We start from the raw sequence: 23,193 nt of genomic DNA, 5'->3' as shown, positions 1-23,193 counted from the left end.
GGATGAGGGGTGAGTCGGAAGCTCAGACCGTGGCGAGGCGCGCATCGATCATCAGTGCGATTCTGGCGATCCGCGCCCGTGCTGTGCAAGCCAGCCGCTGCGCGGTGGCGGCATCGCAGGGCTCGAAATGCAGGGCCTGCCCCGGCAATCGCTGCGCCAGCCGCGGCAGGTCGGCGGCGATCACGTGGCCCAGGCGCGGGTAGCCGCCGACGGTCTGCGCGTCGGCCAGCAGCACGATGGGATGTCCGTCAGGCGGCAGCTGGATGGTCCCGGGCGCGACCGGTTCGGACACCGCGTTGGCCGCGGTCGAAGGCAGGGCGTCGCCCTGCAGGCGCAATCCCTGCCGGTTGCTGCTCGGACTGACCTGCCAGGCGCGTGTCGACAGCGCGTCGGCGAGCGGGTGCGGCGACGGCCGGTAGCGGATCGGCCGGCGCGGGTCGAGGTCGTCGCCCGGGCGGATCCACCAGCCGGGGATGCGCGGCGTGGCGCAAGCCGGCATCGCGGTGTCGCCCAGCGGCAGTTCGTCGCCGACGACCAGGGCGCGGCCATCGATGCCGCCGAAGCCGCCGCGCAGGTCGGTGCTGCGGCTGCCGAGCACGACTGGCACGGCGATGCCACCCGCCACCGCCAGCCAGGCCCGTGCACCGTCGCGCACGGCGCCCAGTTCCAGCACGCCGGCGGGCAGGTCGACCGGACGGCCCGCCGGCACGGTGACCCCGCCAAAGCGCGCCACGACGGCGGCACCGAGCAACGCGATCCGGACTGGCGCCGCAAATTCCAGCGTCGGGCCACGCAGGGTGAGTTCCAGCACGGCAGCGTCTTGCGTATTGCCGACCAGCCGATTGGCGAGCCGTGCCATCGCCGGGTCGAGTGCGCCGGCATGGGCGACGCCGAGATGACGCCAGCCGCGGCGACCGCTGTCCTGCACGGTGGTCAGCAGGCCCGGGCGCAGCACCCGCAAACCGCGCGTCACCGCCGGGCTCCGCTGGCGGCGGCGAAGGCGGCCGCGTCGATGGCGACAAAGCGCACGCGGTCGCCGGGTTGCAGCAGCGTCGGCGGGTCGTGGTCAGGGTCGAACAGCGTGCATGGCGTGCGTCCGAGCAGGCGCCAGCCGCCGGGGCTTTCGCGCGGGTAGATGCCGGTCTGGGTGCCGCCGATGGCGACGCTGCCGGCGGCCACCCGTGCCCGCGGCGTGGCCAGGCGCGGCAGTGCGAGGGCGGGGTCGAGCCCGGACAGGTACGGGAAACCCGGGGCGAAGCCGATCATCGCCACGGTGTAATCGCCTGCTGCGTGGCGGGCGATCAACTGCTCCGGCGACAGGCCCAGTTCCGCGGCGGCCGATGCCAGGTCGGGGCCGTACTCACCGCCGTAGGCCACTGGTATTTCGATCGTGCGCAAGGTCGCGGGCGCGGACTGGCCCACAGTGGTCGTCCGCACCAGCGCCAGCAGTTCGTCGCGCACGTCGGCCGCATCGGCCGCGTCGTCGAAGAACACGCCGAGGCTGGCATACGCCGGCACCAGGTCGCGCAGCCAAGCCGGTGCGGCGGCGCGGATGTGCGCGGCCACCGCGTGCACCTGGGCATTGCAGCGGTCGTCGATGGCATCGCCGAAGCGCAGCAGCCAGGCATCGTCGCCCAAGGGCTCGACCGCGCACGCCGATGCGACGTCACTCACTGGTTCAAGGCGGCCTGCAGGCGCTGGATCCGGCCCACCAGTTCCTCTGGGGTGTACGGCTGCGCGGTGGCCATGCCCCACACCGGCCGCGGCCAGGCAATGTCGTCCTGGAAGCGCGCGATCACGTGCACATGCAGTTGCGGCACCAGGTTGCCGAGCGCGGCGACGTTGAGCTTGTGCGGCTTGAAGACCGCCTGCAAGACGCGGCTGGCGCGGGCGATCTCGCGTGTCAGTTCGGCCTGCTGGGTGTCATCGAGGTCGACCCATTCGACCGCGCCCTCGACCCGCGGCACCAGGATCAGCCACGGGTGGTTGGCGTCGTCCATCAGGCGCAATTCACTGAGGGTGAAATGGGCGATCGGATGCGTGTCTTCACCCAGTTGCGGGTGCAGGTGCCAGCCGCTGCTCGTGTTGCGGTTCATCGCAGGTTCTCCGCGAAGAAATCCACGGTGCGCTGCCAGGCCAGTTCGGCGCTGGCGGGCTCGTAGGCATGGTTGTCGACGTCGCGGTTGAAGGCGTGGCCGGCAGGGTAGGTGTAGGTGCGTGCGTGCGGCTGCCTGGTGCGGTGCTGCTCGATGGCGGCGGCGGGGATGCTGTCGTCGCGCTCGCCGAAGTGGAACATCAGCGGCGCGCGTGCGGCCTCGTCCAGGAACGGCACGCTGCGCGCGCCGTAGTACGACACCGCCGGCAGTCCCAGCCGGGTATTGGCCAGGAAGGCGACGCTGCCGCCCCAGCAGTAGCCGACCACGCCGGTGCGCAGGCCCTCCAGGTGCAGCAGGTCGGCCGCCGTGGCCACCACGTCGATCGCGCGGTCGAAGCCAAGTTGCTCGCGCAGGGCACGGCCGCGCTGCGTACCCGGCTCGTCGTAGTCCAGTTCGACACCGCGTTCGACCGGGTCGTACAACGACGGCGCCAGCGCGACGAACCCGGCAGCGGCAAAGCGCTCGGCGACGTGGCGGATATGCGCATTGGCGCCGAAAATCTCCTGCAGCACGAGCACCGCACCGCGCGAGGGCCCGCTGGGCTCGGCGCGCCAGGCGCGGACCGGGCCATGCGGGGTGTCCAGATCGATCCAGTGGGCCATGGCGGGGTTCGTTCAGTTTGGCGGGGGAGCGGGCAGGGTCGATTCTAGCCCCGAGGCTATAATCCGCGCTCTTTGTGCGCCCCTCGCACGCCCGCGCCTCTCGCGCGGGCTTCAGCGGCGTGTTTCCTCTTCGCTCCCTGCACGGCACGTCATGTCCCTAGCCAATCCCAAAGTCGGTTTCGTCAGCCTCGGTTGCCCCAAGGCACTGGTCGATTCCGAACGCATCCTCACCCAGCTCAAGGTCGAGGGCTACGACATCGTGCGCAGCTACGACGCGGCCGATGTGGTCGTGGTCAACACCTGCGGTTTCATCGACTCGGCCGTGACCGAGTCGCTGGACGCGATCGGCGAGGCGATCGCCGAGAACGGCAAGGTCATCGTCACCGGCTGCCTGGGCAAGAAACCCGAGCAGATCCGCGAGGCGCATCCGGGCGTGCTGTCGATCAGTGGGCCGCAGGACTACGCCAGCGTGATGGGCGCCGTGCATGCGGCGCTGCCGCCGAAGCACGACCCGTTCATCAATCTGGTGCCGGACACCGGCATCAAACTGACCCCGAAGCACTACGCCTACCTGAAGATTTCCGAAGGCTGCAACCACCGTTGCAGCTTCTGCATCATCCCCTCGATGCGCGGCGACCTGGTGTCGCGCCCGGTCGACGAAGTGCTGCGCGAGGCCGAGAAGCTGGCGATGGGCGGGGTGAAGGAACTGCTGGTGATCTCGCAGGACACCTCGGCCTACGGTGTCGACGTGAAGTACGCGCCGCGCGAGTGGCGCGGCCAGGCCTACCAGACCCGCATGAAGGCGTTGTGCGAAGGCCTGAGCGAACTGGGCATCTGGACGCGCCTGCACTACGTCTACCCGTACCCGCACGTCGACGACATCATTCCGCTGATGGCCGACGGCAAGATCCTGCCGTACCTCGACATCCCGTTCCAGCACGCCAGCCCGCGCGTGCTCAAGCTGATGAAGCGGCCCGGTGCGGTCGACAAGACGCTGGAGCGCATCGCGCGCTGGCGCGGTATCGCCCCGGACATCACCATCCGCAGCACCTTCATCGTCGGCTTCCCGGGCGAGACCGAGGCCGAGTTCGAGGAACTGCTCGACTTCCTCGACGAGGCCCAGCTCGACCGCGTCGGCGCGTTCGCCTATTCGCCGGTCGATGGTGCCAGCGCCAACGCGCTGCCCGATCCGGTGCCGGAAGAAGTCAAGCAGGAGCGCCTGGCGCGCTTCATGGAGCGCCAGGCCGAGATCTCCACGGCCAAGCTCGAAGCCAAGGTCGGCACCACCCAGCGCTGCCTGGTCGATGCACTCGACGGCGAACTGGCGATCGCGCGCTCGATGGCCGACGCGCCCGAGATCGACGGCCTGGTGCAGATCCAGAACGGTTTCGAGGCCGGCCTCAAGCCGGGCGAGTTCGTCGATGTCGAGATCATGGGCAGCGACGAGCACGACCTCTACGGCGAAGTCGCGTTCGACGACTGAGCCCGGGAATGACCGGGCCGCGCGCTGCGTTCAGCGCGTGAGTAAAGTCACCAGCGCGCAGGCCACGGCCATGCCGATCAGGCCGGCGCCCACTTCAAAAGCGTAGCGGCGGCTGCCGCTGGCAAACGCCAGTACGGTCTTGGCTATCGCGCTGGCGGTGAGCAGGCCAGCCACGCCGAGGCGGGCGTGATCGAGGCTGAGATCGCCGGCCGCGCTGAGCTGGGCGACGCTGGCCGCGGCCGCATGCAGCTCCGCCAGTGCCACCAGCATTGCCGCTATCAGGGCGCCAGCGTCGCCGAACAGGCTGCGCAGCCAGGCCGAAACCACCAGCACTGCGGCGATCAGGGCCGCCAGCAACAGGGCGTGGCTGAGCCGGAAGGCGCGCGCCGATGGCTCCTTCGGCAGGCTCGGGGCGGTCTGGTGTCGATGCAGGCCGACCAGGGCGGTGATGGCCAGCACCAGCGCGGCCGCGGCCAGTGGCCAGGCACCGGCCCGCAACAGCGCGGGTGCGGCGGTGCCGATGATGCCGGCGAACAGGGCCAGCGAGGCCAGGTTGGCCAGGATCGCGGCCGAGGCCGCCGATCCGGTCAACGTGGGTTCGTCGCGGCTGCGCTGACCGAATCCGGCGACCGCAGCGGTGGAAGAGGCAAAGCCGGAAAAGAAACCGGCGACCGGCAGTCCCCAGCGCCCGCCGACACTGCGCAGGGCGATGTGACCGAGCATGCCCACCGCCATCACCAGCACCACCAGTTGCCACAGCTTCGACGGCACCAGCACGCCCCATGGGTCGATGGCGGTGTCGGGCAACATCGGCAGCACGATCAGCGCGGATGCCGCGAGCAGCAGCGCGTCCTGCACTTCGTGCTCGCTGACGATGTCGCGCGCGAACCGTTGCAGTGGGCGCTTGGCAAACAGTAGGATCGCGACAGTCACGCCCAACCCGCCGGCTAGCGCGGCATCGCGCTGCGCCAACGCGGCCAGCAGGGCGGTCGCGAGCAGGGCTGTTTCGCCGGTAAGCCCGGGATCGGTCGCGCGAGTTCGCAGGTACCCGCCCAGTGCCAGCGCCGCCACGGCAAGCAGCAGGGCGATGAAGGCGGCGGTGCCGAAACCGATTGCGACGGCGGCGCAGATGGCGATGAGGGTGTGGGTGCGCACACCGGCCACGGCGACGGTATCGCCGTGGTGGTGACGTTCGCGCACGACGCCGATCAACAGGCCGATCGCGATGGCGGTCAACAGTCCTTGCAGCACAAGAGTGAAGGGCACGTTCGGAGTTTTTCTGGGGGCTGTCGCATCTTAAGGTGATTGGCTGCAATCAAACTGTCGGCTTCACAGCCGTGGGAGGTAGCGAGGGCGTGATCGCGTGGCAGGCGCCTTCCGCGATACCGAACACGCGTCCTACGTGAGCGATTGCCGCGAGTCCACGGCTCGATGCCGCATTACCCGGCAGCGCGCTCCTGACACGGACAGCCCATGATCTCTGGCCGAAATTCCGGCTCTGGCGGCGGTTAAGCGTCTCTACGACGGGGTAACAGTCGTCGTGGTCTGATAATCCCAGCGCGACCTACGGCCGATTCCGGATCGGATACGTCGGCCGATGCTGGACGTTGCGCGAGGAGGGTTTATGCCTACCACCATCGCCAACAAGCTCCACCTCACGGTGCCCGGATCCCATATATCGGCCAAGGCGATTCTCTGGGCCGGCTTGGCTGCGGGCGCGGTGTTCCTGGTGCTGGAACTGATCCTGACGCCGTTGTTCATGGGGATGAGCGCGTGGGTGCCGCCGCGGATGATCGCGGCCATCACCATGGGGCGGAGCGTGCTGCCACCGCCGGACACCTTCGACACCACCGCCGTCAGTGCCGCCATCGTGGTCCATGTCGTCTTGTCGCTGGCCTACGCACTGGTGTTCGCGTTCGTCGCCAAGGGCCGCTCGGTGGTGGCCGACACGATGCTGGGTGCCGGCTTCGGACTGCTGTTGTACCTGGTGAACTTCTACGGCTTTACGCTGTGGTTCCCGTGGTTTGCCGAGGCGCGCCACTGGGTCTCGATCGCCACCCACCTGGCGTTCGGTGCCGTGCTCGGTGCGACCTATGCGACATGCGCGCAGCGTTTCGCGCGTAAGGACGGGCATCACGGCGTCGCGCACGGATGACGGTTCAGCGGATGTCGATTTGGCCGCGCCAGCGCATCGGCGTTGACGGTATGCCTTGCGTGGCCTGTTCCGGTCCTTCCGCGACGAAACCGAGCCGGCGGTAGGCCGCAATCGAATGGCGCGCCGCGTTGACGGTGTATCCCGCTGGCTGCATGGCGTGGTGATCGGTGTCGCGCAACGCGTCCCACAGTCGGCGTGCCAGACCTTGGTGCTGTGCGGCATCGGCGACGAAGAGATGGTAGAGGTGGTGCGGCAGTTGCAATGCCGCGACGCCGAGCAGCACCGTGCCTTGCTCGGCGACCAGGTAGCGGTAACCGGACTGGATGCGGGCCAGTGTCGGTTGCGTTCCCATCGATGCCAGCAGCAGGCCGGCGCCTTCCTGGGTGCAGTCCGGGGCGATCCAGCGCCGCGTCAGGGCCAGTGTCAGCGCGCTGATGGCGGCCGCGTCGGTCGGCGTGGCGCGGCGGGTCACCACGGCGCGTACGTGCAGCGCCATGGTCTCAGCGGTTCGGGTCGAGGCAGGAAGGCTCCTGTGGTTCCTCCACGGTGTAGTCGCGTTCCCAGCCCTCGTTTTCGAGGGTGATGCTCTCGACAGCGACCGCGCCGGCATGGGCATCGAGTTCAGGCAGCGCCTGGTACGCGGACACCCAGCAGCGGAACACCTTGTAGGCCATCACCCGCTGCCCGGCCTCGTTGTACAGCTCGATCACGATGTCCTTGCGAAAGTCCTTGAGTGAGACCTCGGCACCGGGGCCGGCACCGAGGTTCCAGACCCGGTTCGCCCACTGCTCGAACTCGGGATCGTGAGTGAGGCCACGCTCCAGCGTGATCGCTTCGTACTCGGTGCGGCCGGGGGACTTTCGGCTGCTGCTCGGGTCGCCGCCCTCGCGGTGCTCGATGACCTCGGTGGTGCGGCGCAGGGCGCTGATGCGGTGGACGCCTGCGACGTAGCGGCCGTCCCATTTCACCCGGAACTTGAAATCCTTGTAGGGATCGAAGCGCTGCGGATTGACGGTGAGCTGGGCCATGGCGCTGGCACGCTGAGGGTGTCCTCATTCCAAAGCGGGGGTATCGCGGATCCGGACGTGCTGCCGACTCGTCAGTCGGGGTAGCTCACCTCGACGATCACGAACCGGACCGCTCCGCCCGGCAGCATCGCCTCGAACTCATCGTCCAGGCGCTTTTTCAGCATCGCCCGCGCCAACGGCGAGTCGATGCTGATGAAGCCGCGGCGGGCGTCGGTTTCGTCGGGGCCGACGATGCGCATGCGTTGGCTCTCGCCGTTGGCGACGTTCTCGATCTCGACCTGGGCACCGAAGAACACTGCCTCGGGGTCGCTCGGCGTGGTCTCGACCACGCGCAGCGCCGGCACGCGCTTGCTCAGGTAGCGCACACGCCGGTCGATCTCGCCGAGCTGTTTCTTGCGGTAGGTGTACTCGGCGTTCTCGGAGCGGTCACCCTCGGCCGCAGCGGCGGCCAGGGCCTTGACGACCTCGGGACGCTTCACGCGCCACAGCTCGTCGAGTTCGGCCTTGAGGCGGTCGTGGCCCTCGCGGGTGATCAGCGCGGTGCTTTTTTCGGCAGGGGGGCGCCAACGGCCCATGGTGGTGTCATCGAATGCGGGAGAGCGGCTTATGCCAAAGCCGGGCGCCGAGTTCAAGCGCGGACTGCCGTCTTGCATTGCCCCCGAGCGATCGTCGACGCTTGCCGGGGGGCCACGTTCCGGTCGATTCGCATCATGCCAAGCCTGTCATGCTGATCCTGCCACTGCATCGGCCGTTCACGCGCGCCAACTTCCCGTTTGCGACCGTGTTGCTGGTGGTCATCAACGCGTTCGTGTTTTTCGCGTTGCAGGCAGGTGACGAGCCGGCCATGAAGCAGGCGCAGGCGTATTACCTGCAGTCGGGCCTGGGGCGGATCGAGGCCCAGGCCTACGAGAGCTATCTGCGCGACACCGGGCAGAACGAAGCCCTGGCCGAGTTGAGTGATGTGCCGCAGCGCCAGCGCGCCGCTTACGTCGGCCTGCACACGATGACCGATGTGGCATTCGCCCGGGCCCTGCACAGTGGCAGCCTGCTCGCGAGCCAGGACGCGATGGCGCAGTGGCGGCCGTTGCGTGCCGATTACGAAGCGTTGCAGGGCAAGGTGTTCACCCTGCGGTACATCCTGCGCAGCTCCGAGGTCGACCCGTGGCGCATGCTCGCGGCCGCGTTCCTGCACGGCGACGCGATGCACCTGATCGGCAACATGGTATTCCTGCTGGCGTTGGGCTTGTTGGTCGAGGGTGCGCTTGGACCGATGCGCTTCATCGGGGTGTACCTGCTTGGCGCAATGGGCGCCAGCGCCGCGTCGCTGCTGTGGCGCTGGGGCGAAGCCGGTGGCGGGCTGGGTGCGTCCGGTGCGATTGCGGCCCTGATGGGGGCGTTCTGCGTGATCTGGGGATGGCGACCGGTGCGGTTCTTCTACTGGTTCGGCGTGATCTTCGACTACGTGCGGGCGCCGGCAATCTGGCTGCTGCCGGCCTGGCTGGGCTGGGAGGTCTACAACCTGCTGGTCAACGACGACCTTGGCGTCGGCTTCGATGCCCACGCCGGCGGCCTGGTCAGCGGCGCGCTGCTCGGTGCGGTGCTGGTGGGCCTCGGCCAGGTGCGCGTTGGCTTCATGCAGGATGATGCGGCCGCCGCGCCGGACACGCGCTGGGAGCGTGCGCAGGCACACCTGGGCCGGATGCAGTTGGCCGAGGCGGAAGCGCTGCTGGTAGAGCTGGCGCAGGAACAACCGCAACGTTTCGACGTGCGCGTGGCGCTGTACCGGGTGGCGCGCAATTCGGGCCGCCGCGACCGGCTGGTGCAGCGCAGTGGTGAATTACTGGCCATCGCGCCCGGCGATGCCGACGGCGTGCAGGTGCAACGCGAGGCAGTGACCGCGCTGGACGCGGCCGGCGCGGCGTTGGACGAGACGCAACGCCATGCGCTGGCCAGGCGCTGGATCGGCATCGGTGCGCTCGATCCGGTGCAGGCGCTGCTGATCGACGGCGAGGTCGGTGCGTCCTCGTCGGCTTCGCAGGCGCAACTGTGGTTCGAGTTGGCGCTGGGTTACCGCGACCGTCAGGCGAGCCAGGCGCAGGCGCGCGCCCTGCGTGAACTGATCGAACGCCACCCACAGCAACCGCAGGCGGCGAAGGCGCGTTTTCTGCTTGAGAACGAACTGAGTGGCGCGGGTTGAGTCGATCAGGGCAACGCTGAGCAAGTGTCGTCATTCCCGCCTTTGCCGGAATGACGAGCAAAAGCAACTTGATCAGCGTTGCCTCAGGCTGGTGTCGCGCGCAGCGGCTTGAGGGCCGCTTCCAGTTTCTCCTGCAACGACGGATCCTCGCAGCGTGCCAGGGCCTGCTCCAGCAGGTCGCGGGCCTCGTCGTCGCGACCAAAGCGATCGACCAGCAACAGGGCAGCGGCGAGCCCCCAACGTGGTGCCGCCGGACTGCGCGGATGCCCGCGCAGCATCGCGCGCAGCGTGTCGAGCGCAAGCTGGGATTGGCCGGCTTCACGTGCGCGTTCGGCGAGGCGTTCGCCGTGTTCGTCCTGCATCGGCACGAGGTCGGGATCGGCGTCGAGGGCCTCGCGCAACAGGCCGAGGGCGCGGCGGTCCTGCTTCTCCAGCATCAGCAGGTTGAGGTACTGGCGCGCGTGCTCGCTGCGCTCGGCGGTGTTCGCGCCCTGGCGCAGCAGGCGGTGGTAGAGCTCGTGAGTGTCCAGGTTGACGGCGCGGCTGCGCGTCTCGCTGCGCAACAGTTCCAGTGCCGCGTCGTTGTTGCCGTCGCGTATCAGGTCCTGCGCGTGTTCGAGCAGTTCGCTGTCGCGGTCGTGCAGGGCCGGCGCACCCTGGTGGTGGCTGTCCGGCTCGAAGCCCAGCGCCTCGTGGTACTGGTAGACCAGATAGCCCATGAGGTGGAACGCGGCGAACAGGCCCCAGAACGACACCAGGGTCAGGGTCAGGTCGCCCACCACCGGCGGCATGATCTTCGACATCCAGCTGCCGGCGGTGGCCGCGCTCGCCTGGATCACGAACAGCAAGCCGAACACCGCCAGGTAGGGCCAGCCGACCCGGGCGATCACCCCGAACGAGGTCGACGGGTTGATGGCGTGGCGCAGGCTGCCGTCGATGGCCAGCGACATGATGCAGCCCGGCTGCAGGAAGGCGATCACGACGATGCTCAGCAGGCCGATCACCGGCCCGCCGATGATCAGCGCGAACGCGATCACCACGATGCAGATCAGTTGCAGGGCGATCAGCCGCCAGACCACGCCATCGTCCACCGCCAGCACGCTTTCGGGGGGATCCATGCGGCCGTCGGCAGTGGCGCGCAGGACCTCGAACGCATACTTGTAGGCCGCCAGCCAGACCAGGATCGAGACGATCCAGCCCAGCACCGGTATCAGCCCGAGCAGGCTGCACAGGGTCAATGCGATCAGCGTGTACAAGGCCGCGCCACGCACGGGGTACAGCATGATCGGGCGCAGGCGATGCCAGAACGGGATCGGCGTGGCGGGCGTAGAGGAGCGGGTCATGGTGGGCAGCGTCCTTGCGTGGTCAGTGGCATGTCATCGGGTTGGGCAGTTTGCTGCGCCATCGGCCGTGCGTGTCCCGGGCAAGACAAAGGCGGCCCGATGCGAGGCCGCCTTTGCCGTCCGTAACGTGGCGATTACTTCGCGACGGTGGCGCGCTTGAGGCTGTAGTTGAACTCGCTCTGGATCGACTTGCCCGCCTGGTCGAGCATGCGGATCTCGTCGTTCGACACGACTTCGTAGAGGCGGTCCTGGTCGCTCTTGCTGTTCGGGTCCAGGCGCAGGCGCTTGCCGTTTTCTTCGGCGGTCCAGGTGCCGTCGCCCTTGAACTGGCCGTCCTTCTCGTCCTGATAGGTCTCGTCGATCCGATAACTGCCGTCGGCGGCCAGTTCGAGCCGGGTGTCGATGCCCGGGCAACTGGCGCAGGGCAGGGTGCCGCTGAAGGTGCCGGCAAAAGCCTTGATGTCGAATTCGGCGGGCTTGGCCGGGTCGGTACTGACGGCGGGTGCGGTGCTGTCGGTGGGTGCCGTGGCGGGTGCGGCCGTCGGCTCGGCGGGCGTGGGTGGCTTGCACGCGGCGAGGACGACGAGGCTGGCGCAAGCGAGGATCAACAGCTTCTGGTTCATTCTCTGGGCTCCATCCGGGGGTGGGAAGAAGAGGGAAGCATCAGCGGCGACTGCCGCCAAAGATGCCGCCCAACAGGCCGCGCAGGATCTGCCGGCCAATCTGGTTGCCGACCGTGCGCGAAGCCTGCTTGGCCATGGTCTCGACCATACCCTGGCGGCGCTTGGTACCGAATACTGCGTCCTTCACCGCCTGGCCGAAGCCGCCTTCCTCGGCGTCGTCCTGCTCGCGCGTGCGCGCCGGCGGCGCCTTGGCCTGTTCGGCGGCGGCCTCGACTTTCTTTGTCAGCATTTCGGACGCGGATTCGCGATCGACGCGGGTGTCGTACTTATGGCCGACCGGGCTGCCGCTGCGGACCTGGCTGCGCTCGGCCTCGGTGATCGCGCCCATGCGGCAGCGCGGTGGCGCGACCAGGGTGCGCTCGACCGGCATCGGGATGCCCTTGTCCTGCAGCGTCGACACCAGTGCCTCGCCGGTGCCGAGCTTGGAGATCGCCTCGGCCACGTCGAGTGCCGGGTTGGGCACGAAGGTCTGCGCGGCAGTGCGCACCGCCTTCTGGTCGCGCGGGGTGAACGCACGCAGCGCGTGCTGCACGCGGTTGCCGAGCTGGCCGAGGATGTTGTCGGGCACGTCGTCGGGGAACTGCGAGCAGAAGTACACGCCCACGCCCTTGGAGCGGATCAGCCGCACCACCTGCTCGACGCGCTGCTGCAGCGCCGGCGGTGCGTCGTCGAACAACAGGTGCGCCTCGTCGAACACGAACACCAGCTTCGGCTTGTCGAGGTCGCCGACCTCGGGCAGGTTCTCGAACAGCTCCGACAGCAGCCACAGCAGGAAGCTCGAATACAGGCGCGGCTTCAGGATCAACTGGTCGGCGGCGAGGATGTTGACCACGCCGCGGCCGTCGGGAGTGGTGCGCATCAGGTCGACGAGTTCGAGCGCCGGCTCGCCGAAGAACACCTCACCGCCTTCGGACTCCAGGCGCAGCAGCGAGCGCTGGATCGCACCGATCGATTGCGTGCTGACCAGGCCATAGCGGGTGGACACGTCCTTGCGTTCCTCGGCGACCAGGCCGAGCAGGGCGCGCAGGTCTTCCAGGTCGAGCAGCAGCAGGCCGCGGTCGTCGGCCAGCTTGAACACGATGTCGAGCACGCCGCTTTGCGTGTCGTTGAGTTCGAGGATGCGCGAGAGCAGGGTCGGTCCCATCTCGCTGACCGTGGTGCGCACCGGATGGCCGAGCTTGCCGAACAGGTCCCAGAACACCGTCGGATTGGCTTCGTTGCTGTAGCCGGCGACACCGATCTCGGCCACGCGCGCCTGCAGCTTGTCGTTGCTGGTACCGGCGACGGCGAGCCCGGCGACGTCGCCCTTCACGTCGGCCAGGAACACCGGCACGCCGAGCCGCGAGAAGCCTTCGGCGAGGGTCATCAGGGTGACGGTCTTGCCGGTGCCGGTGGCACCGGCGACCAGGCCGTGGCGATTGCCGAACTTGGGCAGCAGGAAAACCTGTCCGCTCTCGGGCGTGGTGACGGCCTTGCCGATGAGGATCGGGTCCATGTCCGGTTCCGTGTGGAAGTCTCCCGATTCTATGCGCGAATCGCGAAACCGGTGAGGGAGCTCCTGCCCGCGTTGGGGTTGGACCGCACCCGCGCGAAAAGGCCGTGGACACCCGTCCGCTTTGCCCGTCGATGCGTCCAGCAGCGGGGCCGCGGCTGTCGCGCTTGCCGGTTTTCATGGCGCGGGGCTACTCTGCGGCTCCCCGTATCGCCTGCCGTCCATGCCCGCATTTGCCCGTACTTCCGGCGCGCTCGTTGCGCTGACGTTTGCTGCACTGTCCTTCGATGCAAGCGCCTTGTCCAAGCGCGACCAGAGCGCGGTCGAGGCCCTCGACCAGCGCATGCAGGCGGCCGAAAGCCGCTACCGCCTGGGCCTGGTGAAGATCGGCAACGCCGACCCGAGCGGCCGCAGCGAGGTCGATGCCGCGCTGGAGGACATGGAGGACGTGATGGCCGCCTGCGTCAAGCAGAAGGGCTGTTCGGCGACGACCATGCTGGCCGGTTACAAACGCCTGCTCAAGCGCAACGCCGACACCGCAGCCGGTGACGAAGCCCCCGAGGATGGCGTCGGCGACGAAGCCGGCTCGCTCGCCGCCGACGTGCCCGAGGCCGCACGCGCCGCGGCGTTGCTCAATGCCGACGGCCAGCGCTTCGTGAAGATGGTGCAGTACAACCCGGCCGTGCAGGCCGGCATCCGCCGCTGGTTGACCGACATGCGGCCGTCGCTGATCGACAGCTACGAGAACTACCAGTACATGCGCCAACTGATGTGGCCGCAGTTCGAGCGTGCTGGCCTGCCCGAAGCGCTGCTGTTCGGGATCATGGCCAAGGAGTCGAACGGCCGGGTGCACTCGACCTCGCGTGCCGGCGCCGCCGGGCCGATGCAGTTCATGTATGCCACCGGCAAGCGTTTTGGTCTCGGTGACGACGGCAGCGGCTTCGACACCCGCTACGACCCGCGTTCGGCGGCCGAGGCCAGTGCCCGCTACCTCAACGAGCGCCTGGGCGTGCTCAACAACAGCATCGAGATGTCGCTTGCCGCCTACAACGGCGGCGAGGGCCGTGCGCAGCGCGTCTACAACGGCAGCGGCGGCCGCAATTTCTGGGACGAGTCGGTCTACAACCAGTTCCCGACGGAGACCCGCGACTACGTGCCGATGGTGATCGCCGCGGCCTGGCTGTTCCTGCACCCGAAGGAATACGGACTGACCTTCCCCAAGGTCGATTCGCGCCCGGCGACCCTGCGCCTGAGCAAGCCCAGCTCGATCTACGAGCTGACCATCTGCCTCGGCAACGGCGGCACCCGCGAGGGTTACATGCGCGCGCTGCGCAACCTCAACCCGCGTTACCAGGCGGACAGCTGGCTGTCGGCTGGCACCTCGCTCAACGCCACCACCAGGATCGTCGGCCTGTACAACCGCTGGTGCGTGCAGGGCCAGCGCGCCCAGCTGGCGCACACGCTGGTGATGAGCGACGCGCGCTCGGCGATCGTGCGCACCGGGCCGGTAACGCCGGTGACGGACGATGCCGATGTCGTAACCGAAAGCGAGGGGGCCGGCGTTGCCAGCACGGCAGCACCGGCCACCCCGCCCAAGCCGGCGCGGCCGACGTCCTACACGGTGCAAACCGGCGAGACGCTGACGGCTATCGCGCAGAAGTTCCAGTGCGACACCGGTGACCTGGCCAAGGTCAACAAGCTCAAGGCACCGCGTTACGCGATCCGACCGGGACAGAAGATCAAGCTGGAAGGCTGCGACGGGTAATTCGCTGGTTGGTCATTCCCGCCACGGCGGGGGCTTCCTCGTACGTCATCCCCGCGAAGGCGGGGCGATGCGCTGCTGCGTGCGAGCCACTGGCTCGCACGGTGTTGAGCGCCATCGGGCTATGCCCGATGGCCGGGGATCGAAGATCCATGGACTTCGCTTCGTGGAGACCTCGAAGTCATCAAGTCGCCGGAAGACAAGCTCGAAACCCCACCTTCGCGGGGATGACGACGACTACGCTGCGTCGATGCGCCGCGCCAGCACTTCGCCCAGCTGCACCGGCGATTCGGCCTGCAGGGCAGTGTCGAGCGCCGCCACGCCTGGCGGCAGCAGCACGATCACGGTCGAGCCGTAGTTGAAGCGCGCCATCTCGGCAAAGCGCTCCAGGGTGATGTTCGCGCCGCGGTAATCCTTGACCGTGATCGCATCGCCGTAGCGCGGTATCTCGACGCCGCTCCAGACGGTTTCGACGCCGGACACCAGCAGCGCGCCGACCATCACCATCACCATCGGGCCGAAATCGGTGTCGAAGTGGCAGACCAGCCGCTCGTTGCGGGCGAACAGCCGCGGCACGTGCTGCACTGCCTTCGGACCGACGCTGAAGAGACGGCCGGGCACGTGCACGGTCTCGCGCAGGGTGCCGGTCCACGGCATGTGCACGCGGTGGTAGTCCTTCGGCGACAGGTACACGGTGGCGAACAGACCGTTGCGGAACGGCTCGGCTGCAGCGTCGTCGCCGAGCAGTTCGGCGGCAGTGAACGACTGGCCCTTGGCCTGGAAGATGCGGCCATTGTCGATCGGGCCGCACTGGCTGATGCGGCCGTCGGCCGGCATCAGCAGAGTGTTCGGATCGGCATCGGCCACGCGCGCGCCGGGCTTCAGGGCGCGGGTAAAGAAGGCGTTGAAGCTGGGGTAGGCGCGCGGGTCGGGCTGCGCGGCCTCGGCGAGGTTGACGCCAAACTTGCGGGTCACCGTGTCGATCAGCCAGCGGCTGACGGTCGGATTGTCCGAGTAGGCCAATGCGCGCGCCATCGATGACAGCAGGCGGTGCGGCAAGGCGTAGGTGAGGGTGGTAATCAGGCTCATGGGTTTGTTTTGCTCGTCATCCCCGCTAGGACGGGGATCCAGTGACTTGCCGATGCCGTCCTGCGCGTCGAAGGCGCTGGGCTCCCGCCTGCGCGGGAGTGACGGCGTTGGTGCTTAGTTGGTGGCGGCTTGCGTCAGCGCCGTCAGGTCCGCGGCGATCGCCAGCGGGTCCAGCGGCGGCTGGACGATGCCGGCCATGCGGCCCTGCGGGTCGAGCAGCGCCATCGTGGCGCTGTGGTCGACGCTGTACTGGTCGGCCGGGATGCCCTCCGGCGGCGGCACCTTGGCGAACACCATGCTCAGCGACTTGGCGAAGCCTTCCAGTGCGGGGACGTCGGCGGTCGCGGCCAGGGTGTCCTTGTGGAAGGCGTGGGCGTACTCGCCGATGCGGTCCGGGGTGTCGCGCTCGGGGTCGACCGAGACGAACAGCACGCGCGGGCGGGTCGATTCCGGTAGCGCCGCCCACTGCTTCTGCGCCTTGGCCATCTCGGCCAGGGTGGTCGGGCAGATGTCCGGGCAGTGGGTGAAGCCGAGGAACACCAGCGTCCAGTGGCCCTTGAGCTCGCCCGGCACCAGCGGCGTGCCGTCGGACTGGCGCAGCGAGAACGCCGGCAGCACGCGCGGCGGCTCGAACAGGCGCACGGCCTGGGTCTGCGGCCATTTCGAGGGGGCGGTGTGGCCGAAATAGCGCTGTGCAGCCCACAGGCCAAGCGCGGCAGCGACGGCGGCGATCAGGACATAAACCGTTGTGCGATTGAACATGGGCGATTCCGGGCAGTTCCGATGGCGGGCCCCCGTCTGGGGCGCGCGGGCATGATAGCGGGCGGCGGCCGCTATAATCGCCAGCCCCCTCTGCAAAGCCCTGATATGACGGCCGATTCCGTGAATTTTGAGCAGGTCTCGATCATCGACCTGATCCGCTACGGCGGCAGCCGTTTCAACGCGGCCGGGCTGACCTTCGGTCACAGCTACGACAACGCCCTCGACGAGGCCACCCAGCTGGTGCTGCACGCGCTGCACCTGCCGCATGACCTCAGCCCGGTCTACGGCGCCTCCAAGGTCACCGGGGCCGAGAAGGCCCAGGTGCTGGCGCTGTTCGAGCGCCGCATCAACGAGCGCGTTCCGGCCGCGTACCTGACCGGTGAGGCCTGGTTCGCCGGGCTCAGCTTCAAGAGCGACCCGCGCGCGCTGGTGCCGCGCTCGCCGATCGCCGAGCTGATCGAGTCCGGCTTCGAGCCCTGGCTCGGCGGCCGCGAGGTGCACCGCGTGCTCGACCTGTGCACCGGCTCGGGCTGCATCGCGATTGCGACGGGCCATTACCACCCGGACTGGCAGGTCGACGGCGTCGACATCAACGACGATGCCCTGGCGCTGGCAGCCGAGAACAAGACCCGTCTGCACGCCGGCAACGTCACGCTGCGCAAGTCGGACCTGTTCAAGCAGCTGCAGGGCGAGGTCTACGACCTGATCGTGACCAATCCGCCGTACGTCACCAACGACGAGACCGATGCGCTGCCGCAGGAATACTCCTACGAGCCCGAACTCGGCCTGCGCGCCGGTGACGACGGCCTCGATCTGGCGCTGAAGATCCTGCGCGATGCGCCGGCGCACCTGAGCGAGGGCGGCGTGCTGATCTGCGAAGTCGGCGAAGCCGAGCGGGCGCTGGCCGAACTGCTGCCGGAACTGCCGTTGGCCTGGGTCGAGTTCAAGGTCGGGCAGATGGGCATCTTCGTGGCTGAACGTGCCGACCTGGTCGAGCACCACGCGCGGATCAAGGAACTGGCCGACGCGCGCGGGTGAGATCGGATCGGTGTTCCGTCGTTCCCGCTATTGATTCGTCCCGAATTCTTGTTTCATGCAGGAGCGGCTTCAGCCGCGAGCTTTTCGCATGTTCTACGGGGCGTCCACCCAAAGCTCGCGGCTGAAGCCGCTCCTACAACGACTTGTTTGGGGGTCGGATCAACAAGGCAGGAATGACGGCCTGATTCAAAACGGCGAATTCAAGGCAGCGCAAAGTTCCTGCAGCAACCATCTTTGGTTGTTAGAGTGCGGCGCTCAAGGCAACGGTATCGACAGGATCACCCGTGTCCAGCAACACCTTCGGCAAACTCCTCTCGGTAACCACCTTCGGCGAAAGCCACGGCCCGGCGATCGGCTGCGTGATCGACGGCTGCCCGCCAGGCATCGCGATCGCGCCCGAGGACTTCCGCCATGACCTGGAGCGCCGTGCCACCGGCCGCACGCGTCACACCTCGCAACGGCACGAGGCCGACGAGGTCGAGATCCTCAGTGGCGTGTACGAGGGCGTCACCACCGGTACGCCGATCGCGCTGCTGATCCGCAACACCGACCAGCGCAGCAAGGATTACAACAAGATCGCCGAGCAGTTCCGCCCGGGCCACGCCGACTACACCTATTGGCAGAAGTACGGCATCCGCGACCCGCGCGGCGGCGGGCGCTCGTCCGCGCGCGAGACGACGATGCGCGTCGCCGCCGGCGTGATCGCCAAGAAGTGGCTGGCGCAGCATCACGGCGTGCGCGTGCAGGGCTTCCTGTCGCAGATCGGCGAGATCGTGCCGCACGATGTCGACCTGTCGGTGGTCGAGGGCAACCCGTTCTTCTGGCCCGATGCGCGCCAGGTGACGGAGCTGGAGCTGTATATGGACGCGCTGCGCAAGTCTGGCGACTCCGTCGGCGCGCGCGTCGACGTGATCGCCACCGGCCTGCCGCCGGGCTGGGGCGAGCCGATCTACGGCAAGCTCGACGGCGAACTGGCCGCGGCGTTGATGAGCATCAATGCGGTCAAGGGTGTGGAGATCGGTGACGGTTTTGCCGTGGTGTCGCAGAAGGGCAGCGAACACCGCGATCACATGGCGCCCGACGGTTTCGCCTCCAACCACGCTGGCGGCATCCTCGGTGGCATCAGCACCGGTCAGGCGCTGCGCTGCTCGACCGCGTTCAAGCCGACCTCGAGCCTGCGCTTGCCGGTCGACAGCCTCGACACCCACGGCAACGTGGTCGAGGTGGTCACCACCGGTCGCCACGACCCCTGCGTCGGCATCCGCGCGACGCCCATCTGCGAGGCGATGGTGGCGCTGGTACTGATGGATCAGGCGCTGCGTCACCGCGCGCAGTGCGGCGACATCGGCGCGATTACGCCGCGCATCCCGGGTTGAGCGAATGGCCGCGGCACGTCAACGCGTCTGGGTGTCGCAGCCGCTGTTCGCCGACATCGTGGCGCGGCTGCAGCCGCATGCCGATGTCATCGCCACGCCCGAAGTGACGCAGCACTCACCGCAGGCCATCGCCGCGGCGCTGCGCGAGGTCGACGGCGCCCTGGTCACGCTCAACGACCCGATCGGCGCGGCCGAAGTCGCCGACGCCCCCCGCCTGCGCGCGATCGCCAACGTCGGCGTGGGTTACAACAATCTCGACGTGACGGCGCTGACGCAGGCCGGCATCCTCATCACCAATACCCCGGACGTGCTCACCGAAACCACCGCCGATTTCGGTTTCGCACTGATGATGGCCACCGCGCGCCGCATCAGCGAGGCCGAGCGCTGGCTGCGCGACGGCCTCTGGCGGCAGTGGAGTTTCGAGACGCTGCTCGGCAGCGACGTGCATGGCGCGACGCTGGGCATCCTCGGCATGGGCCGGATCGGGCAGGGCATCGCCCGGCGTGCGGCCGGTTTCGGCATGCGCGTGCTGTACCACAACCGCAGCCGCCTGCCGGAGGCGGTCGAGCGCGAGTGTCGCGCCGAGTACGTGGATTTTGATGAACTGCTCGCGCGCGCCGATCACCTGGTGCTGGTGCTGCCGTACTCACCGCAGGTGCATCACCTGATCGATGCCGCGGCGCTGGCCAAGATGAAGCCAACTGCGACGCTGACCAACATCGCCCGCGGTGGTCTCGTCGACGAAGACGCGCTGGCCGACGCCCTGACCGGCGGCAGGCTGGCCGCGGCCGGTCTCGACGTGTTCGAGGGTGAGCCGGCGGTGAATCCGCGCCTGCTGGCGCTGCGCAACGTCGTGCTGACCCCGCACATCGCCAGCGGCAGCCTGGCCACGCGTCGGGCGATGGTGGCGCTGGCGGTAGACAATCTGATCGCGGCGTTGGGCTTTGGGCCGGATGCAGGGCGTCCGCCGACGCCCGTGAATGTCGATGCACTGAAAGCCCCTCGCGCGCGTGCGGGAGAGGGGTGAGGGCGGGCGCACATCGGTTGCCGAACGTTGCCGCGCTTGCCCTCACCTGGCCCTCCGGGCCACCTTCTCAATCGCAACACCCGCCGGAATGGGTCCGGCGGCTTCCAACCAGGACCATCAAGGAACCAATGAACGCCAAGAACTCCTGCAACGTAGCCATCGTCGGTGCAACCGGCGCGGTCGGCGAGACCATGCTGAAGATCCTCGTCGAGCGAAAATTCCCCATTGGCACCTTGCACGTGCTGGCCAGCGAGCGCTCGGCCGGCGAGAAAATCGAGTTCGGCGCGAAAACTCTGGTGGTGGAAGACCTGGCCGCGTTCGACCCGAGCGGCGTCGACATCGCCCTGTTCTCGGCCGGCGGCAGCGTGTCCAAGGAATACGCGCCGAAGTTCGCCGCCGCCGGCGCGGTGGTGATCGACAACTCCTCGGCGTTCCGCTACGACGAGGACGTGCCGCTGGTGGTGTCGGAGGTCAATCCCGAGCAGGTCAAGAACCGCCCGCGCGGCATCATCGCCAACCCCAACTGCTCGACCATGCAGATGCTGGTCGCGCTGGCGCCGATCCACCGCAAGGTCGGCATCGAGCGCATCAACGTGGCGACCTACCAGTCGGTGTCGGGCGGCGGGCGCTCGGCGCTGGAAGAACTAGGCCGCCAGACCGGCGCGCTGTTGAACTTCCAGGACCCGCAGCCGGAGCGTTTCCCGGTGCAGATCGCCTTCAACCTGATCCCGCACATCGACGACTTCCAGGACAACGGCTACACCAAGGAAGAGATGAAGCTGGTGTGGGAAACCCGCAAGATCCTCGGCGATGACAGCATCCAGGTGAACCCGACCGCGGTGCGCGTGCCGGTGTTCTACGGGCATTCCGAGGCGGTCAACGTCGAAACCCGGGTCAAGATCAGCGCGGCCGAAGTGCGGCAGATGCTGTCGACCGCGCCGGGCGTGGAGGTCGTCGACGAGCCCAGGGCCGGCGGCTACCCGACTCCGGTCACGCATGCCTCGGGCACCGATCCGGTCTACGTCGGCCGCATCCGCGAGGACTACTCGCACCCGCGCGCGATCAACCTGTGGATCGTCTCCGACAACATCCGCAAGGGCGCGGCGCTGAACGCGGTGCAACTGGCCGAACTGGTGCTGGCCGAGCGCGCGAACGGCTGATCCGGGGCCGATCCCAAGGCGTCCCGCGATGGATTGCATTGCGTCCGGGCCCCGGCGGCGGCTAGAGTCCCCGCCGGGGATCCAGGCAATGGGATGGTTGTGAAGCATTACGTGCGTACGGCATTGGCGATGGCGCTGGCATTGGCCAGCGGCACCGCGGCCGCGCTCGGTCTGGGCCAGATCGAGGTCAAATCCAAGCTTGGCCAGCCGCTGCTGGCCGAGATTCCGATCGTGTCCAGCGATCCGGGCGAGCTGGAGAACGTGCAGGCCGAGTTGGCTTCGCCGCTCACTTTCGCCCGCATCGGTCTGCAGCCGCCGACCGGCATCGTCGCCGACCTGCAGTTCGCCTCGGCGCTCGATGCCACCGGCAACCCGGTGATCCGCGTCACCAGCGAGCAGCCGGTCACCGACCCGGTGCTGATCTTCCTGGTGTCGGTGGACTGGGGGCAGGGCCGCCTGGTGCGCGAGTACTCGGCGCTGCTGGATGCGCCGCGCACGGTCTCGGCGCCGTTGCAGCCCGCCATCGACGAGGCTGTGGTGGCGGCGCCGAACACGATCGAACGGCCGCCCGAATCCGCCGCCGACCCGGCACCGGCAGATCCGCCGGGCAACGCCGAGGTCGATGCCGTGGCGCAGACGCCGGACAACGCCGTGCCCGTGGCGCCAGCGCCAGTCGTAGTGGCGACACCGGCGCGCGTGCCGGCGGCCGCCATCGACGGCGACGCCTACTCGGTGCGCCGCGGCGATACGTTGTCGGAGATCGCCAGCCGACTCGATGCCGGCAACGGCTACACGCTCGACCAGACCATGATCGCGCTGCTGCGCGCCAATCCCGAGGCATTCATCGGCGGCAACATCAACCGCTTGAAGGCGGGGGCGGTGCTGCAGGTGCCCGCGGGCCAGGAGCTGGCCAGCCTCGATGCGGCCCAGGCCAGCCAGATCGTCAGCCAGCAGGTGCAGCAGTGGCGCCAGGCGCGCCGCGCCGTGCCACAACCGGCGACCGACGCCGGCCTGGTTGCGGGAGCGGCCGCCGGCGAGGCGGCCACGGCCATGACCTCGGCATCGAGCCACGCCGACGCGCGGCTGGAAATCGTTCCGCCTGGCGCCAGCAGCGCCACCCAGGCGGGAACACAGTCCGGCATCAACGCCGGTGGTGAGGGCGACATGCTGCGACAGGAACTTGTACAGAACCAGGAGACCCTGGCCGCACGCGAGGCCGAACTGCAGGAGCTGAAGGGCCGCATCGCCGAACTCGAACAGTTGCAGGGCAAACAGCAGCAGTTGATCGCGATGAAGGACAGCGAGCTGGCCGCGGCGCAGCAGCGGCTCGCCAAGAGCAACCAGGATCAGGGCGCCGCCGCAGGCGCCGTGTGGCCGTGGGCGATCGGCGGTGGCGTGCTGCTGGCCGTGCTCGGCGGCTGGCTGTTGCGCCGTCGGCCGTCGAAACCGGTGTTCCGGGCACCAATGCGTGCCGATGCGGCCGCGGCCGCGCCCGTCATCGTCGAACCCTTGGCGGCAGAAGCGGAGGAGGTTGATGCTCCGGCGGAGTCGTTCGCCGCCTTCGCACTGGAAGCAGAGCCCATCGCACAGCCGTTGCGGCCGGCGCCGATCACCGTCGCACCCAAAGCCCCGGCATGGCACGTGGCCACCGCCGATGCATCGAGCCGGATCGAGCCGTCGCTGGCGACCCCGCCGGGACAGGAGCGCCTGGACCTCGCTCGCGCGTATCTCGACCTGGGCGATCACGACAGCGCCCGGCAACTGCTCAGCGAGGTCGTGATCAACGGCGACCTGATCGCGCGCCAGCAGGCATCGCGGATGCTGCAAGAGCTGGAATAGC

General features: G+C 68.4%; 22 protein-coding genes. 9 read left to right on the top strand and 13 right to left on the bottom strand.

The annotated features are described in order from the left end of the window. Positions 1 to 22 precede the first annotated feature (22 nt). From ACFOLC_RS01875 to ACFOLC_RS01860, 4 genes are read right to left on the bottom strand one after another with little or no spacing between them, the layout of a single operon-like run. A complete protein-coding gene (locus ACFOLC_RS01875) occupies positions 23 to 973 on the bottom strand; it encodes a 5-oxoprolinase subunit C family protein (protein WP_386757042.1) in 951 nt (316 codons plus the stop codon). Next, positions 970 to 1,674 carry a 5-oxoprolinase subunit PxpB gene (gene pxpB, locus ACFOLC_RS01870; protein WP_386757040.1) on the bottom strand — a complete coding sequence of 235 codons (705 nt, stop codon included), beginning with the start codon at positions 1,672 to 1,674 and terminating at the stop codon, positions 970 to 972. The genes ACFOLC_RS01875 and pxpB overlap by 4 nt, the downstream gene beginning before the upstream one ends. Next, complete coding sequence (locus tag ACFOLC_RS01865; RefSeq protein ID WP_386757038.1) at positions 1,671 to 2,096, bottom strand: HIT family protein; 426 nt, start codon at positions 2,094 to 2,096, stop codon at positions 1,671 to 1,673. The genes pxpB and ACFOLC_RS01865 overlap by 4 nt, the downstream gene beginning before the upstream one ends. Continuing rightward, positions 2,093 to 2,758, bottom strand: a complete 666-nt coding sequence (locus ACFOLC_RS01860) for a dienelactone hydrolase family protein (protein ID WP_386757037.1) — start codon at positions 2,756 to 2,758, stop codon at positions 2,093 to 2,095. The genes ACFOLC_RS01865 and ACFOLC_RS01860 overlap by 4 nt, the downstream gene beginning before the upstream one ends. A 151-nt stretch (positions 2,759 to 2,909) precedes the next feature. On the opposite strand from ACFOLC_RS01860, the gene rimO reads away from it, so the two are divergent. Beyond that, the gene (gene rimO / locus ACFOLC_RS01855) at positions 2,910 to 4,241 is read left to right on the top strand and encodes a 30S ribosomal protein S12 methylthiotransferase RimO (RefSeq protein ID WP_386757035.1); all 1,332 of its coding nucleotides are present in this window, start codon (positions 2,910 to 2,912) and stop codon (positions 4,239 to 4,241) included. A 30-nt stretch (positions 4,242 to 4,271) separates the two neighbouring features. Here rimO and ACFOLC_RS01850 read toward each other — a convergent pair whose 3' ends face one another. Continuing rightward, on the bottom strand, positions 4,272 to 5,507 hold the full coding sequence (locus tag ACFOLC_RS01850; RefSeq protein WP_386757034.1) for an MgtC/SapB family protein: 1,236 nt from the start codon (positions 5,505 to 5,507) through the stop codon (positions 4,272 to 4,274). Between the two features lie 358 nt (positions 5,508 to 5,865). Between ACFOLC_RS01850 and ACFOLC_RS01845 the strand changes: the two genes are divergently transcribed. After that, entirely contained in the window at positions 5,866 to 6,396 is a 531-nt protein-coding gene (locus ACFOLC_RS01845) for a hypothetical protein (RefSeq protein WP_386757033.1), read from the top strand. A gap of 4 nt (positions 6,397 to 6,400) precedes the next feature. Here the strand turns inward: ACFOLC_RS01845 and ACFOLC_RS01840 are convergent, their stop codons facing one another. From ACFOLC_RS01840 to greB, 3 genes are all read right to left on the bottom strand, one after another. After that, on the bottom strand, positions 6,401 to 6,892 hold the full coding sequence (locus ACFOLC_RS01840) for a GNAT family N-acetyltransferase (RefSeq protein WP_386757032.1): 492 nt from the start codon (positions 6,890 to 6,892) through the stop codon (positions 6,401 to 6,403). 4 nt (positions 6,893 to 6,896) lie between these two features. Further along, positions 6,897 to 7,424, bottom strand: coding sequence for a phage tail protein (locus tag ACFOLC_RS01835; RefSeq protein ID WP_386757031.1), 528 nt, complete (start codon positions 7,422 to 7,424; stop codon positions 6,897 to 6,899). Positions 7,425 to 7,495: 71 nt separating this feature from the next. Continuing rightward, a complete protein-coding gene (gene greB, locus ACFOLC_RS01830; protein WP_386757029.1) occupies positions 7,496 to 7,999 on the bottom strand; it encodes a transcription elongation factor GreB in 504 nt (167 codons plus the stop codon). Between the two features lie 149 nt (positions 8,000 to 8,148). Between greB and ACFOLC_RS01825 the strand changes: the two genes are divergently transcribed. Continuing rightward, entirely contained in the window at positions 8,149 to 9,621 is a 1,473-nt protein-coding gene (locus ACFOLC_RS01825; RefSeq protein WP_386757028.1) for a rhomboid family intramembrane serine protease, read from the top strand. Positions 9,622 to 9,704: 83 nt separating this feature from the next. Here ACFOLC_RS01825 and ACFOLC_RS01820 read toward each other — a convergent pair whose 3' ends face one another. From ACFOLC_RS01820 to ACFOLC_RS01810, 3 genes are all read right to left on the bottom strand, one after another. Continuing rightward, positions 9,705 to 10,964: a hypothetical protein gene (locus ACFOLC_RS01820; protein ID WP_386757027.1), complete on the bottom strand. Its 1,260-nt coding sequence runs from the start codon at positions 10,962 to 10,964 to the stop codon at positions 9,705 to 9,707. Positions 10,965 to 11,098: 134 nt separating this feature from the next. Continuing rightward, entirely contained in the window at positions 11,099 to 11,587 is a 489-nt protein-coding gene (locus ACFOLC_RS01815) for a copper resistance protein NlpE (protein ID WP_386757026.1), read from the bottom strand. Between the two features lie 40 nt (positions 11,588 to 11,627). Continuing rightward, positions 11,628 to 13,142 carry a helicase HerA-like domain-containing protein gene (locus ACFOLC_RS01810; RefSeq protein ID WP_386757025.1) on the bottom strand — a complete coding sequence of 505 codons (1,515 nt, stop codon included), beginning with the start codon at positions 13,140 to 13,142 and terminating at the stop codon, positions 11,628 to 11,630. A 220-nt stretch (positions 13,143 to 13,362) separates the two neighbouring features. Between ACFOLC_RS01810 and ACFOLC_RS01805 the strand changes: the two genes are divergently transcribed. Continuing rightward, positions 13,363 to 14,904, top strand: coding sequence for a transglycosylase SLT domain-containing protein (locus tag ACFOLC_RS01805; RefSeq protein WP_386757024.1), 1,542 nt, complete (start codon positions 13,363 to 13,365; stop codon positions 14,902 to 14,904). 234 nt (positions 14,905 to 15,138) lie between these two features. Here ACFOLC_RS01805 and asd read toward each other — a convergent pair whose 3' ends face one another. Beyond that, positions 15,139 to 15,990: an archaetidylserine decarboxylase gene (asd, locus tag ACFOLC_RS01800; RefSeq protein ID WP_386757023.1), complete on the bottom strand. Its 852-nt coding sequence runs from the start codon at positions 15,988 to 15,990 to the stop codon at positions 15,139 to 15,141. 114 nt (positions 15,991 to 16,104) lie between these two features. Further along, positions 16,105 to 16,752, bottom strand: coding sequence for an SCO family protein (locus ACFOLC_RS01795; RefSeq protein WP_386757022.1), 648 nt, complete (start codon positions 16,750 to 16,752; stop codon positions 16,105 to 16,107). Between the two features lie 105 nt (positions 16,753 to 16,857). On the opposite strand from ACFOLC_RS01795, the gene prmB reads away from it, so the two are divergent. From prmB to ACFOLC_RS01770, 5 genes are all read left to right on the top strand, one after another. After that, positions 16,858 to 17,790, top strand: coding sequence for a 50S ribosomal protein L3 N(5)-glutamine methyltransferase (prmB, locus tag ACFOLC_RS01790; protein ID WP_386757021.1), 933 nt, complete (start codon positions 16,858 to 16,860; stop codon positions 17,788 to 17,790). 284 nt (positions 17,791 to 18,074) lie between these two features. Then, positions 18,075 to 19,166, top strand: coding sequence for a chorismate synthase (gene aroC / locus ACFOLC_RS01785; RefSeq protein ID WP_386757019.1), 1,092 nt, complete (start codon positions 18,075 to 18,077; stop codon positions 19,164 to 19,166). Between the two features lie 4 nt (positions 19,167 to 19,170). Beyond that, positions 19,171 to 20,193, top strand: a complete 1,023-nt coding sequence (locus tag ACFOLC_RS01780) for a 2-hydroxyacid dehydrogenase (RefSeq protein WP_386757017.1) — start codon at positions 19,171 to 19,173, stop codon at positions 20,191 to 20,193. Between the two features lie 128 nt (positions 20,194 to 20,321). Next, a complete protein-coding gene (locus ACFOLC_RS01775; protein WP_386757016.1) occupies positions 20,322 to 21,353 on the top strand; it encodes an aspartate-semialdehyde dehydrogenase in 1,032 nt (343 codons plus the stop codon). Between the two features lie 93 nt (positions 21,354 to 21,446). After that, positions 21,447 to 23,192: a type IV pilus assembly protein FimV gene (locus ACFOLC_RS01770; RefSeq protein ID WP_386757015.1), complete on the top strand. Its 1,746-nt coding sequence runs from the start codon at positions 21,447 to 21,449 to the stop codon at positions 23,190 to 23,192. The last annotated feature ends 1 nt before the right edge of the window (position 23,193 follow it).

It is taken from the genome of Lysobacter cavernae (assembly GCF_042648505.1).
GTDB classification, from domain to species: domain Bacteria; phylum Pseudomonadota; class Gammaproteobacteria; order Xanthomonadales; family Xanthomonadaceae; genus Lysobacter_L; species Lysobacter_L cavernae.
This window is presented reverse-complemented; position numbering and strand designations above follow the sequence as displayed.

What these genes read in the sequence shown, in the direction of transcription:
- ACFOLC_RS01780 (WP_386757017.1), top strand. Translation starts at nt 19,171, where the DNA reads ATGGCCGCGGCACGTCAACGCGTCTGGGTGTCGCAGCCGCTGTTCGCC.
- greB (WP_386757029.1), bottom strand. Translation starts at nt 7,999, where the DNA reads ATGGGCCGTTGGCGCCCCCCTGCCGAAAAAAGCACCGCGCTGATCACC.
- ACFOLC_RS01865 (WP_386757038.1), bottom strand. Translation starts at nt 2,096, where the DNA reads ATGAACCGCAACACGAGCAGCGGCTGGCACCTGCACCCGCAACTGGGT.
- ACFOLC_RS01845 (WP_386757033.1), top strand. Translation starts at nt 5,866, where the DNA reads ATGCCTACCACCATCGCCAACAAGCTCCACCTCACGGTGCCCGGATCC.
- ACFOLC_RS01795 (WP_386757022.1), bottom strand. Translation starts at nt 16,752, where the DNA reads ATGTTCAATCGCACAACGGTTTATGTCCTGATCGCCGCCGTCGCTGCC.
- rimO (WP_386757035.1), top strand. Translation starts at nt 2,910, where the DNA reads ATGTCCCTAGCCAATCCCAAAGTCGGTTTCGTCAGCCTCGGTTGCCCC.
- ACFOLC_RS01835 (WP_386757031.1), bottom strand. Translation starts at nt 7,424, where the DNA reads ATGGCCCAGCTCACCGTCAATCCGCAGCGCTTCGATCCCTACAAGGAT.
- ACFOLC_RS01860 (WP_386757037.1), bottom strand. Translation starts at nt 2,758, where the DNA reads ATGGCCCACTGGATCGATCTGGACACCCCGCATGGCCCGGTCCGCGCC.
- asd (WP_386757023.1), bottom strand. Translation starts at nt 15,990, where the DNA reads ATGAGCCTGATTACCACCCTCACCTACGCCTTGCCGCACCGCCTGCTG.
- ACFOLC_RS01825 (WP_386757028.1), top strand. Translation starts at nt 8,149, where the DNA reads ATGCTGATCCTGCCACTGCATCGGCCGTTCACGCGCGCCAACTTCCCG.
- ACFOLC_RS01820 (WP_386757027.1), bottom strand. Translation starts at nt 10,964, where the DNA reads ATGACCCGCTCCTCTACGCCCGCCACGCCGATCCCGTTCTGGCATCGC.
- ACFOLC_RS01805 (WP_386757024.1), top strand. Translation starts at nt 13,363, where the DNA reads ATGCCCGCATTTGCCCGTACTTCCGGCGCGCTCGTTGCGCTGACGTTT.
- ACFOLC_RS01810 (WP_386757025.1), bottom strand. Translation starts at nt 13,142, where the DNA reads ATGGACCCGATCCTCATCGGCAAGGCCGTCACCACGCCCGAGAGCGGA.
- ACFOLC_RS01770 (WP_386757015.1), top strand. Translation starts at nt 21,447, where the DNA reads ATGGTTGTGAAGCATTACGTGCGTACGGCATTGGCGATGGCGCTGGCA.
- ACFOLC_RS01815 (WP_386757026.1), bottom strand. Translation starts at nt 11,587, where the DNA reads ATGAACCAGAAGCTGTTGATCCTCGCTTGCGCCAGCCTCGTCGTCCTC.
- ACFOLC_RS01840 (WP_386757032.1), bottom strand. Translation starts at nt 6,892, where the DNA reads ATGGCGCTGCACGTACGCGCCGTGGTGACCCGCCGCGCCACGCCGACC.
- ACFOLC_RS01775 (WP_386757016.1), top strand. Translation starts at nt 20,322, where the DNA reads ATGAACGCCAAGAACTCCTGCAACGTAGCCATCGTCGGTGCAACCGGC.
- prmB (WP_386757021.1), top strand. Translation starts at nt 16,858, where the DNA reads ATGACGGCCGATTCCGTGAATTTTGAGCAGGTCTCGATCATCGACCTG.